Origin of the sequence: Corynebacterium tuberculostearicum (assembly GCF_030229345.1) — a bacterium.
In the GTDB taxonomy this organism is placed as follows: domain Bacteria; phylum Actinomycetota; class Actinomycetes; order Mycobacteriales; family Mycobacteriaceae; genus Corynebacterium; species Corynebacterium tuberculostearicum_G.
The window spans coordinates 16374-29841 of sequence record NZ_JASPGP010000014.1; the positions used below are offsets into that span (position 1 = coordinate 16374).

9 protein-coding genes and 1 tRNA gene are annotated in these 13468 nt (G+C 62.6%); 7 read left to right on the plus strand and 3 right to left on the minus strand.

Annotation, left to right across the window (positions count from 1 at the left end):
- Positions 1–60: 60 nt before the first annotated feature.
- Positions 61–1698: a glucose-6-phosphate isomerase gene (gene pgi / locus QP884_RS09690; protein WP_284821870.1), complete on the plus strand. Its 1638-nt coding sequence runs from the start codon at positions 61–63 to the stop codon at positions 1696–1698.
- A gap of 164 nt (positions 1699–1862) precedes the next feature.
- On the opposite strand, the gene QP884_RS09695 is transcribed toward pgi, so the two are convergent.
- The 3 genes from QP884_RS09695 to QP884_RS09705 are packed head-to-tail and all read right to left on the minus strand — an operon-like array spanning position 1863 to position 7937.
- Positions 1863–2276 (minus strand): YccF domain-containing protein, encoded by a 414-nt coding sequence (locus tag QP884_RS09695; RefSeq protein ID WP_023021991.1) that lies wholly within the window; start codon positions 2274–2276, stop codon positions 1863–1865.
- A gap of 24 nt (positions 2277–2300) precedes the next feature.
- Positions 2301–3119 carry a DNA-formamidopyrimidine glycosylase family protein gene (locus QP884_RS09700; protein ID WP_284821871.1) on the minus strand — a complete coding sequence of 273 codons (819 nt, stop codon included), beginning with the start codon at positions 3117–3119 and terminating at the stop codon, positions 2301–2303.
- Between the two features lie 18 nt (positions 3120–3137).
- Positions 3138–7937, minus strand: a complete 4800-nt coding sequence (locus QP884_RS09705; protein ID WP_284821872.1) for an ATP-dependent helicase — start codon at positions 7935–7937, stop codon at positions 3138–3140.
- Positions 7938–7972: 35 nt separating this feature from the next.
- Between QP884_RS09705 and QP884_RS09710 the strand changes: the two genes are divergently transcribed.
- The 6 genes from QP884_RS09710 to QP884_RS09735 all read left to right on the plus strand — a co-directional run bounded on the left by QP884_RS09710 (position 7973) and on the right by QP884_RS09735 (position 13468).
- Positions 7973–8731, plus strand: coding sequence for a 3'(2'),5'-bisphosphate nucleotidase CysQ (locus QP884_RS09710; protein WP_200436017.1), 759 nt, complete (start codon positions 7973–7975; stop codon positions 8729–8731).
- On the plus strand, positions 8694–9539 hold the full coding sequence (locus QP884_RS09715; RefSeq protein WP_284821873.1) for a thymidylate synthase: 846 nt from the start codon (positions 8694–8696) through the stop codon (positions 9537–9539). Before QP884_RS09710 ends, QP884_RS09715 begins: the two co-directional genes overlap by 38 nt.
- Entirely contained in the window at positions 9539–10069 is a 531-nt protein-coding gene (locus QP884_RS09720; RefSeq protein WP_284821874.1) for a dihydrofolate reductase, read from the plus strand. Before QP884_RS09715 ends, QP884_RS09720 begins: the two co-directional genes overlap by 1 nt.
- Positions 10069–10350, plus strand: coding sequence for a glutaredoxin domain-containing protein (locus tag QP884_RS09725; RefSeq protein WP_284821875.1), 282 nt, complete (start codon positions 10069–10071; stop codon positions 10348–10350). Before QP884_RS09720 ends, QP884_RS09725 begins: the two co-directional genes overlap by 1 nt.
- 70 nt (positions 10351–10420) lie before the next feature.
- Positions 10421–10496: transfer RNA gene (locus tag QP884_RS09730), tRNA-Arg, on the plus strand.
- Positions 10497–11455: 959 nt separating this feature from the next.
- Entirely contained in the window at positions 11456–13468 is a 2013-nt protein-coding gene (locus tag QP884_RS09735) for a site-specific DNA-methyltransferase (protein WP_284821876.1), read from the plus strand.

The window sequence follows — 13468 nt, forward strand, 5'->3', positions numbered from 1 at the left end:
GGACTACGGTGGGAGGGGTACATGTTGCCAATGCGCTAGTTGCCAGAAAGGCCTACCACCATGGATATCACCGCTTCTGCCCAGTGGAGCGAGCTCGCGAAGGTATATGAGGAGAAGAAGAACCTCAACCTCCGCGAGCTTTTTGCCGCCGATGCAGACCGCGCCCGCAACTTCACCTTCGACGCCGCCGGGCTGCACGTCGATCTGTCGAAGAACCTGATCGACGGGGACATCGTCAAGCAGCTGGTTGAGGTAGCCAAGGCCGCCGACCTTGAGGCCCGCCGCGATGCCATGTTCGCCGGCGAGCACATCAATAACACCGAGGACCGCGCCGTGCTGCATACCGCGCTGCGCATCCCGGCCGAAGATGACTTGAGCGTTGATGGCCAGGATGTTGCCGCCGATGTCCACGAGGTCTTGGGCCGCATGCGTGATTTTGCCACTGCGCTGCGCTCCGGCGCCTGGCTGGGGCATACCGGCCACACCATCAAAAAGGTGGTCAACATCGGCATCGGCGGCTCTGACCTTGGTCCGGCCATGGCGGCCAAGGCGCTGCGTTCCTATGAGGTCGCTGGCATCTCCGCCGAATTCGTCTCCAACGTGGACCCGGCCGATATGGCCGCCACGCTCGATGGCCTCGATGCAGAATCCACCCTGTTTATCATCGCCTCCAAGACCTTTACCACCCAGGAGACGCTGACCAATGCGCACGCCGCGCGCCGCTGGCTCATCGAGCAATTCGATGGTGACGAGTCCGCCGTGGCCAAGCACTTCGTCGCCGTGTCCACCAATGCGGAGAAGGTAGCCGAGTTCGGCATCGATACCGAGAACATGTTCCCGTTCTGGAGCTGGGTCGGCGGCCGCTACTCCGTAGATTGCGCCATCGGCCTCTCCCTCATGTGCACCATCGGCCCGTTGGACTTCATGCGCTTCCTCGAGGGCTTCCACGCCATGGACGAGCACTTCCGCACCACTCCACTGGAAGAAAACGTCCCGGCGCTCATGGGCCTCCTCGGTGTCTGGTACACCAACTTCTTCGGCGCCCAGACCCACGCCGTGCTGCCCTACTCGCAGGACCTGGGCCGCTTCCCGGCCTACCTGCAGCAGTTGACCATGGAATCCAATGGCAAGTCCGTGCGCCGCGATGGCACCGCGGTTACCGCCCCGTCCACCGGGGAAATCTACTGGGGCGAGCCGGGTACCAATGGCCAGCACGCCTTCTTCCAGCTCATGCACCAGGGCACCCGCCTCATCCCGGCGGACTTCATCGGCTTTGCTCGCCCGAAGCAGGACTTCCCCACCGCCGATGGCTCCGGCTCCATGCATGACCTGCTCATGGGCAACTTCTTTGCCCAGACCAAGGTGCTGGCCTTTGGCAAGACCGCAGAGGAAATCGCGGCCGAAGGCGTAGACGAGGCCGTCGTGCCGCACAAGGTCATGCCGGGCAACCGCCCGACCACCACCATCCTGGCCGAGGAGCTAACCCCCGCCGTGCTCGGCGCGCTCATCGCCCTCTACGAGCACATCGTGTTCACCCAGGGCATTATCTGGGATATCAACTCCTTTGACCAGTGGGGCGTGGAGCTAGGCAAGCAGCAGGCCAATGACCTGGCTCCGGCCGTCTCCGGCGCTGAGGCCGCCGACTCCGGCGACCAATCCACCGATGAGCTCATCGGTTGGTACCGCTCCAACCGCTAAAGGCCCACTTTTAGCCGCGTTATCCCCTCCCTCCCACTCGGCGGGGTGGATAACGCGGCTGCTTTATGGCCTCTTCGGCCCACCGCGATGCAAAACAAGCACGTTCCGCCCAAAATCAGCGCGACATTGGGCGAAACGTGCTTGTTTTGTCAGCGGAATGCGGTTTAGAGCTTGACCATCGGCTCCCAGCCGAAGGGAATTTCCTCCGAGTTCACAATTCGGCGGCCGAACGGGAAGCAGGTCACCGGGATCATCTTCAGGTTAGCCAGGGCGGCCGGGATGCCCACGATGGTCACTACCTGTGCCGCCGCGGTGGTGACGTGGCCAATGGCCAACCACAGGCCGGCGACCACGAACCAGACGACGTTGGAGAAGGTGGACATGGAGCCACTGCCCTTAACCGGCTGCACCACCGAGCGGCCGAACGGCCACAGGGCGAAATTAGCCATGCGGAACGACGCCACGCCCGCGGGGATGGTGACGATGAAGATGCAGGCAATGATGCCAAAGAGGAAATAGGCAAGGGCTAGGAGGAACCCGCCGGTGATAAACCAAACGATGTTAAGAAAGGTACGCATGTCCCCCACACTAGCGCGGGAGTCTTAGTGCGCGGGGTGAAGTGGCTGACAATGTGGGCACCACCAGATGATGCGCTCGAGTTCGCCTTCGTCGCCGCCCTGGTCCACGCCGCCGAGCGCGCCCTTGGTGATGAACGTGCCGCAGCGGCGGCAGCGCTTGCGATTGCGGCCGAAGACGTAGGTGGTCTCCCCGGCGCGGCGCACGCCGGTGGTCACGCGCACCGGGGAGGTGCGATTGGCCCACATGATCCGCCGGGAAATATCGAGGATGCGGGCGGTATCGACCTCGGCTACCGGCGTGGCTGGGTGCACGCCGGCCAAGAAACAGGCCTCGGCGCGGTATTCATTGCCGATGCCTGCAACGACCTTCTGATCGAGCAGCGCCGCGCCGATGGCGCGCTGCGGCCGGGAGTTGAGCCGGCGCAGGGCTTCCTCGCGGTCCCAGTGGGGATCGAGGATATCCGGACCGAGGTGCGCGATGCGCTGGTGGTAGTGGTCGGCGGGATAGATGTCTACGAAGCCTAGCTGGTGGCCGACGACCTCGATATCGCGCGGGGAGTTGGCTAGCTGCAGTACGATGCGGGCGGTGTGGCCGGGCTTGCGCCAGCGATCGCCTACGTAGTGGATGGCCCAGGTGCCCTCCATCTTGAGGTGGGTGTGCACGATGGTCTGGTCGAATTGCATAAACAGGTGCTTGCCGTAGGGCCAGACGCGCTCGCACACCATGCCATCGAGGTGAACGGTGGCGTAGCGCGGCACGCGGACAGAGCAGCCGGTGACCTCGCGGCCGGCCATGAACTGCAGGCGGTTGGATAGCTGCAGGACGGAATCGCCTTCGGGCATAACACCTCCTGTGGATCTTTAGCGACGGTACCCGCCGCGCGGGCGGAAACCACCATTATTGCGCGGAGCGGGCGGAGGATCATCAAAGCTGAGTTCTTCGATGGCATCGGCGGCCCGGCGGCCTGCGCGCGGGGTGCGCGGGGCGGCGGCGCGAGCAGAGATGCGCACGCCCTTCGGCGTAATCCCGGCGCCGGCGTCGCGCAGGTGGGCCGCCACATCGGTTTTATGAATGGGGCTGCCATTGCACTTTTCGACGACCAACGGGGACAGAAATCCCCTCGCCACCATGTCCGTGAGCGCGGAAACCACGCGGGGATAGACCTCGGCGGGGTCGATGCCGTCGGGCAGCGATTCAATGAAGGTGGTGAGGGTTTTGCCGCCGCGGGTGAGGTGGGCGATGGGCAGGCCGTCGATAAGCACCACCAGCGCACCGGCCGAGCGGGTGGGCCCGCCGGTGGCCTTGCCGTCGGCGTCGTCGCGCTGCGGCCAGGGCAGGGCCGCACCGTAAGGATTGGCCGGGTCGCAGGCGGCGAGCACAAAGGTCTCGGGCTCGGTGGTGCCCGAGGGCCAGCCGGTCACGTCCGGGGAATCGGCCAGCCCGCGTAGGCGGTCGATAATGGCGGGCGTGGAAAATTGGGCGGCACCGAGCCCATCGATGACGTAGCCGCGCATGGCCTTGCCGGATTCCTCAAAGCCGGAGAGCACCTTATAGGCCAGCGCGAAACCGCCGAGCACGTCCTCGGCCACGACGGAGCCACGGGTGAGCACGCCGTAGCGGTCGAGCCAGGCCTCGCCGTGTGCGACGGAGCGGGAGGTGGCATCGGTGGCGGCAGGTACCGCCAGCGACCACCGGCCCATGACATCGGGCGGGGTCCCCGCGCCCGCGGCGTTCTGCGCTTGGGCGAAGGAGGTGCGCCCCATGCGCAGGCGGGAGCGGGTAGGCCGGCGCTTCGAGCGGTGTGCGGTGCGGCCTGAGCGCGAGCCGCCGGAGGACAGCCGGGTGCGGATAGGAGCGAAGGAATCGGGGCTTACCAGGCCCATCTCTACTAACCCCCAGAGGGCCTCGCGGGTCTCCTCGGTGGTACCGGGGGCCTCGGCGGCGATATCGGCAAAGAGGAAGCCACCGCCGCGGCCGAGGACATCGAGGATGGCGCGCTGCAGCATGCTGACACCTTCGGCATCGGTTTCCGGGGCGAGCTGGGCGGCATAGTCCGAGGGCAGCAGCATGATCCAGGGGTCGGCCGCACCGGCCTTGCCGGCGCCTAGGATGAGCACCTCGCCATTGGAGGTGAGCTCATCGAGCATGGTGGGAGAATAATCGCCCACGCGGGCGGGCAGGATGAGCGATTCCCACGCGGAGGCGGGCAGGCGCACCCCGGCGAGCTGCTCGATGACGGAAAAGACGCCATCGGCACCGCGCAGCGCGGGGCGCTTTCCGGCCGGGGCAATGCTATGCCACTCCGGCAAGAAGCGGGCGAAGGTAGCGCCCGAGACCGGCTCGGTGGCAGCCCTAGCTGCGGCGAGCGAGCGCGAGCGAATCGTCTTGAGCACCGCCGCGGCGCAGTACTCCTGCTCCTCCACGCCCTGGCGGTAGCGGCCTTCTTCTACCCCATCGAGCGCGCCGAGGACGGTGTGCGCGGCAGAGACGGAAATACCTAAGGCTTCGGTGAGATCGCACAGCACAAACGGTCCGCGGGTGCGCGCCCAACGCGAGACCAGCTGCGGCAAGGCATCGGAAATGGTGGCCACTTGGGCGGGGATGCCGGGAGGAATGGGGATACCCAGGGCGTCGCGAAGCAGGGGTGCGTCCTGGGCCTGGGCTAGGTGCTCGCGCCCGCCAATGCGCACGCGCATAATCCGGGTGCCCAGCTGGTCCAGGGCGGAGAGAGGGACGTCGGTGTGCTCGCCCAGCTCGTCCACGGGAATCGGACCGAGCACGCGCAGCACGTCCGCCACCTCTTCGGTGGTGCGGGCCCGGCGCGAGGGATCGGTGCGCTGGAGCTGGGCATGGACCTCGGCGATGATCTCCGGATCGAGCAGCTCGCGCAGCTCTACCGTGCCCAGCAGCTTGGCCAAAAGCGCTGGGTCGAGGGCCAAGGCGGCCGCGCGCTTTTCCGCCAGCGGGGAATCGCCCTCGTACATAAACGCGCCGGTGTAGTTAAACAGCAGGGAGGAGGCAAAAGGCGAAGGCTGCTCGGTGGTGACCTCCGCGATGCGGATGCGCCGGTGGCCCAGCTCCCGCATGACCTCCGTGAGCGCTGGAACGTCGTAGACGTCCTGGACGCACTCGCGGACCGTCTCCAGGATGATAGGGAAGGACGGATACTTGCGGGCAACGTCCAAAAGCTGCTCGGCGCGCTGGCGCTGCTGCCACAACGGCGCGCGTTTGCCGGGATTGCGCCTAGGCAAAAGCAGCGCGCGGGCGGCACACTCGCGGAAGCGGGAGGCAAAGAGCGCGGAATTGCCCACTTGCTCGGCCACGATATCGGCAATCTCATCGGCATCAAAGGCGAAGATAGATCCATCGGGCTCGGATTCGGCCTCCGGCAGGCGCAGCACGATGCCGTCATCACCGGCCACCGCTTGCGGGTCCATACCGGTGCGTTCGCCCACCCGGGCGCCTACCGCAAGCGCCCACGCGGAGTTCACCGGCCGGCCAAACGGGGTATGCAGCACCACGCGCCAATCGCCCAACTCATCGCGGAAGCGCTCGAGCACCAAAGTCTTTTCATCCGGAATAACACCGGTGGCCTCGTTTTGCTCCTGCAGGTAGGCCACGATATTGGAGCGCGCATTATCATCAGCATCCGCAATAACTTCCGGCGAGCTAAAGACCTCGCGGCGGTACTCGCCCAATGCCTTGCCCAGCTCATAGGGACGACCCGCACCATCGCCATTCCAAAATGGCAGGCGGCCGGTATGCCCCGGCGCGGGCGTGACCAGCACCTGGTCGCGCGTGATGTCCTCGATGCGCCAACTGGTTGCGCCCAGGGTGAAAACATCGCCCACCCGGGACTCGTAGACCATCTCTTCATCCAGCTCGCCTACCCGGCGCGGGGCACCACCGGTGCCCTCACCGGCGCCGGTATAGAGGAATACGCCGAACATGCCCCTATCCGGAATCGTGCCGCCGCTGGTCACGGCCACGCGCTGGGCTCCCGGCCGCGCGGTCATCACCCCCGTCACGCGGTCATAGACCACGCGGGGTTTGAGCTCGGCAAAGTCCGTGGACGGGTACACGCCGCTGACCAGGTCGAGCACGGAGTCATAGACTTCGCGCGCCAGATCGCGGTAAGGCCAGGCCCGGCGGACCATCTCGTACCACCCATCGGCATCGAGCCCGTCCTCGCCGGCCGCGGCCACGGCCGCCACCGTCTGCTGCGCCAGCACGTCCAACGGGTTGCGCGGGGTATGCATCTCTTCAATGAGCCCGGCGCGCATGCGCGCTACCGTCAGCGTGGACTGCACCAGATCCGCGCGGTGCTTGGGGTAAAAGGAGCCGTGAGAAACCGCGCCCACAAAGTGCCCGGCGCGGCCAACTCGCTGCAGGCCGGAGGCCACGGAGGGCGGCGATTCCACCTGCACCACCAGCTCCACTGCACCCATATCGATGCCCAGCTCCAGCGAGCTCGTAGCCACCACTGCCTTGAGCGTGCCCTCCTTCAGCATGGTCTCTGTCATCGCGCGCTCGTCCTTGGACACCGAGCCGTGGTGGGCGCGGGCGATGACGGCCGGGGCCTTGCCAGCGACGTCCACCTGCTTCATCAGCTGGGCTGGGTCGCGCCGAGTCTCAGGCGAGAGCGAATCCGGATCGTGCTCTTGTGCATAGAGCTCATTGAGCCGGCTGGTCAGCCGCTCGGCCGTGCGCCGAGAGTTGACAAATACCAACGTGGAGCGATGCGCCATGATCTCCGCATAGAGGTCATCCTCAATAAACGGCCAGATGGACTTGGCCGTGGGCAGCGCGGATTCATCCACGGAAGGAGAGCTGATGCCAATCGCATCATCTACCGTCATCTCCCCAATGGTGGAGCCTTGCTCCGGCGTGGGGAGATCGGACATATCCTCCACGGGCACGTGCACATCCAGCTGCCACTTCTTTTCCGCGTCCGGGGCCACGATCGCCACCGGCCGGTTGCCGCCCAAGAAGTTTGATACCGCAGACAGCGGCCGCACGGTGGCGGAAAGACCGATGCGTTGGAAGTCTCCTGCCACCTGCTGCAGGCGCTCCAAAGTCAGCGCTAGGTGCACGCCGCGCTTGGTGCCGGCCAGGGCATGGATCTCATCGATGATGACGGTATCCACCGTCTTCAAAATGCCTGCCGCCTTGGAGGTCAGCATCAAATAGGCCGACTCCGGGGTGGTAATCAAGATATCCGGCGGCTTGCGCACCTGCCGCGCACGCTCAGCAGACGGCGTATCGCCCGAGCGCACGCCTACCGAAATATCCGGCACGTCCAGCCCTAGGTTCTCCGCGGTGCGCGCAATGCCGGTCAGCGGGGCGCGCAGGTTATTTTCCACGTCCACGCCCAGCGCCTTGAGCGGCGAGATATACAGCACCTTCACCCCGGCGGCGGATCCAGCAGTCCCTGAGCCCACCGGCAGCGCCAGCTGTCCCTCGCGCTCGACCAAATTATTCAGCGCCCACAAGAACGCGGCGAGCGTCTTACCGGAGCCGGTAGGGGCCACCACAAGGGCGTGCTCACCGCGGGAAATCTTCTCCCAGGCCCGCGCCTGCACGGCGGTGGGGGCGGCAAATACATCCCTAAACCACTGCGCTACTTGGGGCCGGAAGCGGTCGAGGATGTTTTCTGGCATGCCCACACTCTAGTCCGCGTTGTAATGTGGGCACCATGACCGTCGAGATTTCTGATTCCCGCCTGACCAATTCCCTCGCCCAGGGCTGCGGTGAGATCCTTAAAGGCGTGCGCAACGGGGGCCTGCTGCGGGGCCTTTCGCTTGGCGACGCCGGCGATGAGGCCGCCCAAGAATGGATCGCCCGCGTCCTCGAGCAGCACCGTCCCCAGGACGGCATGCTCTCTGAGGAAGCCGCCGATGACCTTACCCGTCTCAAGAAGGACCGCGTGTGGATCGTGGACCCGCTCGATGGCACCAAGGAATTCGCCACCGGCCGCCAGGACTGGGCGGTACATATCGCCCTCGTAGAAAACGGCATCCCCATCCACGCGGCGGTGGGCCTGCCGGATCTCGGCGTTACCTTTAAGTCTTCGGACGTTCGCGCGGTCACCGGCCCGCTGTCTAAGAAGTTCGTCATCTCCCGCAACCGCCCGCCCAAGGTAGCCGGCTACATCGCGGAGAGGATGGGCTATGAGACAGTGGGCGTCGGCTCCGCGGGCGCGAAGGCCATGCACGTGCTGCTTGGCGATTATGACGGTTATATCCACGCCGGCGGCCAGTACGAGTGGGATCAGGCCGCCCCAGTGGGCGTCGCCCAAGCCTCCGGCCTGCACTGCTGCCGCCTCGACGGCTCCGAGATTCGCTTCAATAATGAGGACACGTTCATCCCGGATATCCTCATCTGCCGCCCCGAGCTCAAGGATGAGATCTTGGAGCATGCCCAGGCATTTGCCGAGGAGCACGGCGGATTCTAAACTAGTGCGCATGATTGAGACCCCGTACGAGGATCTGCTGAAGAAGGTCCTGGAGACCGGCACTCCCAAAGGCGATCGCACCGGCACCGGCACGCGCTCCATCTTCGGCACGCAGCTGCGCTATAACCTGGCCGAGTCCTTCCCGCTGCTAACCACCAAGAAGGTCTACTTCCATGCGGTGTTGGGCGAGCTTTTGTGGTTCCTCAAGGGCGAGTCCAATATCAAGTTCCTGCAGGACAATAAGGTCCGCATCTGGAATGAATGGGCGGATGAGAACGGCGAGCTAGGCCCGGTCTACGGCGTGCAGTGGCGCTCCTGGCCCACCCCGGACGGCCAGCACATTGACCAGATCCAGCAGGCGCTCGACACCTTAAAGAACAACCCGGATTCCCGCCGCAATCTAGTCTCCGCGTGGAACGTCGCGGAGCTCGACCAAATGGCGCTGATGCCCTGCCACCTGCTCTTTCAGCTCTACGTGGCCGATGGCACCTTGTCCATGCAGGTCTACCAGCGCTCGGCCGATATGTTCCTCGGCGTGCCCTTTAATATCGCCTCCTACGCGGCGCTGACCCACATGTTTGCCCAGCAAGCCGGCCTCAAGGTGGGCGAGCTCATCTGGACTGGCGGCGATTGCCATATCTATAACGACCACGTGGAGCAGGTCAAAGAGCAGCTTTCCCGCGAGCCGCGCCCCTACCCGCAGCTCAACCTCCACAAGGCGGAGGACATGTTCTCCTATGACTTCGCCGATTTTGAAATTAAAGGCTACGACCCCCACCCCACCATCAAGGCGCAGGTGTCCGTTTAATGTTGGGCGCAATCTGGGCGCAGTCCCTGGACGGCATCATTGGCGATGGCGAGCAGATGCCCTGGCACGTGCCGGAGGATCTCAAGCACTTTAAGGACGTGACCATGGGCGCGCCGGTCATTATGGGCCGGAAAACCTGGGAGTCCCTCAACCCCAAGTTCCGCCCGCTTCCCGGACGCGAGAACTACGTACTTTCCTCCCGCACCCCCGGCCAGTGGTCTGCCGGCGCCCAAGTCCTCACCGAAATGCCCTCGCTTTCCGACGCCTGGGTTCTCGGCGGCGGCCAAATCTACACCGCCACCTTGGACCAAGTGGACCGCATTGAGGTCACCCTCATGGGCGTTAATATCGGTAGCACCTACGGCGATAAGTCCATCTATGCCCCCGACATCCCCGATGAGTTTGGGCTTGCCCACAGCACCGACTGGCTCACCTCCGCCAAGGGCCACTTGGCCCTGCCGGATAAAGAGGCCAGCGATCTCCCCATCAAGTACCGCTTTTTAACCTACGACCGAAAGGATGCAGCCTAATGACTGTACACACCCCCGAAACCACCGCTGACGTCACCATCTTCTACGCCGACTGGTGCCCCTTCTGCGCCAAACTCATTAAAAACCTGGACCGCACCGAAACCCCGTACGCGCTTGTCGACGTCGAAGGCGACAACACCGAAGACATCAACGCCTGGATCGAATCCGTCAATGACGGCAACCGCATCATCCCCACCGTCCTCTACTCCGACGGCACCCACGAGACCAACCCACCAGCCTCCTCCGTGCGCAATAAGCAGAAGGAATTGGCCGAAAGCTAACCCACACCCCAGCCATTTCGGGGCACTCCTGCCCCACTGCTATGATTAGCCACGTTGCACACGCAACCCCGCCCCAGTAGCTCAGGGGATAGAGCACGGCTCTCCTAAAGCCGGTGTCGGTGGTTCGAATCCACTCTGGGGCACCATGTGAAGTCTCGAGACATCGTTCCTATGGTGTCTCGAGATTTTTCGTTTTTGTTGTGCCCCGGGTGGCGGTGATTTCGTTGTCTTTTTGGTTGTAGTAGGCCTTTTCGGCTTCCATCGTGTAGGCGGCTATTTGTTCCCCGGTTGCAGCTATTTTGATGGTAACGTGTTCGTCTTTGCATGTCTTGGTGATAGGTTGTCCTGGGCTTGGCCCGATTCAAAGATTCTGAATCCACCAACAAACCACGTGTTTATTCGATAATCCTGACAACCCTAATTGTTGGGGCTATCATCCTTCTACTGTTATGGAAAGAAGTCTCCTATCCCCTAAGTGGTCTTGCGGAGGATTCACATGCATCTCCCTCCCCCGCAGCGGAGAATGTCGTTATGCCTGACTACTAGTTCAAACGAGATCACACACGACAAAACATCGAGTCTCGCGGCTACTCTTGTTCTGAGTTCCTTCATGGTGACCTCATTGACAGCTGCATTCTTGAAGGAGGCACGCGGCGCATTGCGTTCGCAACCGGCGACGACGCTCTCCCCGCTCGTCTTTTGCTCATGGTGGATACCGAGCCAGATGCGTTCCTGGTTATCCCAGAAGACTCTTCCTCTTGGACTATCATCTGCATTGCTTCTGGCCAAAAGGAATTGTTCCCTCTTTTGAGACCTGCAACGACTTGGCGAACGGGATCCCGAATGCTCAGATTATGAATGCCATCACAGATGGACAAGATTTTTACCCTTAATGAGGATGGCGAGCTTGTGACTCTCTCGGGAACTCCTGTTGACATTATATAAATTCACCCCATCCCCATCCCCAGCCCCACTGCTGGGTTTCCTTTTACCCAGTCCGCCAAGGAGACGTGTCACCACAAAACCCACCCTGGCCCCGAAAAGTATGGCTGCTGGATAAACTGGATCCGTTCTATCCTCGGTACACAAAAGGAGTGCGCAGCCTATGACGAAGCAGCGTCTAGAGCTAACGTGGTACAACAAAGACCAGGCCCTTATCCCCACTGAGCAGGGTAAATATGGCTACACGTGGGTTGACCCGACTGACCCACGCTATTGCCAGACTCACTTTCTAGAGTATGGCGATGTGGTGCGCGGCAAGCAGAAGCCAAAGGAAGAGGGACGAACCTACTCCGAGCGCGCCGACTTTACACCCACCGACGACAACCTGCTGATTCTCGGCGAGTCCGGCGACGTACTCGAAACACTTACCCGTGTACCGGAACTGACCGATAAGTACGTAGGCCAGGTCAAATGCATCTACATCGATCCGCCTTTTAACACCGCGCAGACCTTTGCCAACTATGAGGACAACCTAGAGCACTCCGTGTGGTTGACCATGATGCGCGATAGGCTGTTGCACTTGAAGAAACTGCTGAGCAACGACGGCTCCATCTGGGTACATCTGGACGACGTGGAAAACCACCGTATGCGCCTGCTCATGGACGAGGTGTTCGGCGCGGAGAACTTCGTGGCTGAGGTGGTGTGGCAGAAAGCATATTCTCCTAGAAATGACGCCTCTGGGTTTTCCATTGACCAGGACGTCATTCTTGTTTATTCCAAGACCCCAGGCTGGCAGTCAAACAAACTCCCCCGTCTCGCGTCCCGCGACGCGCTCTACAAGAACCCCGACGGAGACAACCGTATGTGGATTTCCGCAGACCCTGCGGCACCACACTCAGTCGATAAGAACGGCCGTCAAGTTTCCGCTGTATACGGTGTGCAGAACCCGATTACTGGCGAGATGATTTACCCGGCGAAGAACCGACAGTGGGGAAAGAAACGTGCCGTCTTCCATGAATGGCTCAATGAGACAACCAAGTATCGGGACGAACCGAACCCTGACCTGGAAAAGCGGAGCAGGGCCACCGGGATACCTGTTGAACAACTCCGCTCGGACGTTCCTGACCTCGTAGTAGACGGGCCACTGCTTGCAGTGGCCGAAGGTGAAAACCTCTATGGATCGTCTCCGCTCCCGCGTCTGTACTTCACCGACGGAGGGCGTGGGGGTCTTAAATTGAAGCGCTATCTTGACGAGATTTCTCAAACCAGGGCACCGCAAACACTCTGGCTGCACGAGGAAGTAGGGCATAACCGAACATCGAAGGCCGAGATGAACACGCTCTTCCCTGACACCGCCGCTTTCGCCACCCCCAAGCCCGAGCGCCTGTTGGAGCGCGTGATCCACATTGCTACCAACCCCGGCGACATCGTGCTGGACGTGTTTGCTGGCTCTGGCACGACTGCTGCGGTAGCGCACAAGATGGGCAGGCGCTGGGTGACGTGCGAGCTTGTGGAGGACACGTTTAACCGCTTTACCCGCCCGCGACTGGAAAAGGTGGTACGCGGCGAAGACTTAGGTGGAATCACCGTCACCAAGGGCGAGCGTGTGGATGCCACAGAAACGGGTCTGCCGGAGGGCTTGTCCGCTGAGGACGCGCAGAAGTTGACCTCCTTGCTGAATAAGGCAGTCAAGGACGAACCAGAGCTGAAAAAGTCCGCCGACGTGAAGCTGATTAAACAGCTGGTTAAGACCAAGAAGTCACCGGACACGATCAACTGGCGCGGCGGTGGCGGGTTCACCGTGGCGCGGCTGTCCAAACCCTGCTTCGAGGTGGACGAGGACACCGGCTTCGTCGTCCTTACCGAGGACGCGACCGCACGCAACCTGTCCGCAGCAGTCGCCGCGCACCTGCGGTTTCGTATGACACCAGACAACCCGGTATTCCCGGCCAAGCGGGAGAAGATGAACTTGTTTGTCACTCGCCAGCCACTCACCCAGGAGTTCATCGACGAGTTGGTGTACTACGTACCCGACGGTGAAGCAGTGACCGTTGCAGCCACCTCCGCTGATTCTGACTTAGGCCGCTACCTGCATAAGGCCTGCCCTGGTTCAAGGATCATCCACCTGCCCGATGGACTGTTCACCCGTACCCTCTCTCACGCTAAGGAGGCCTAA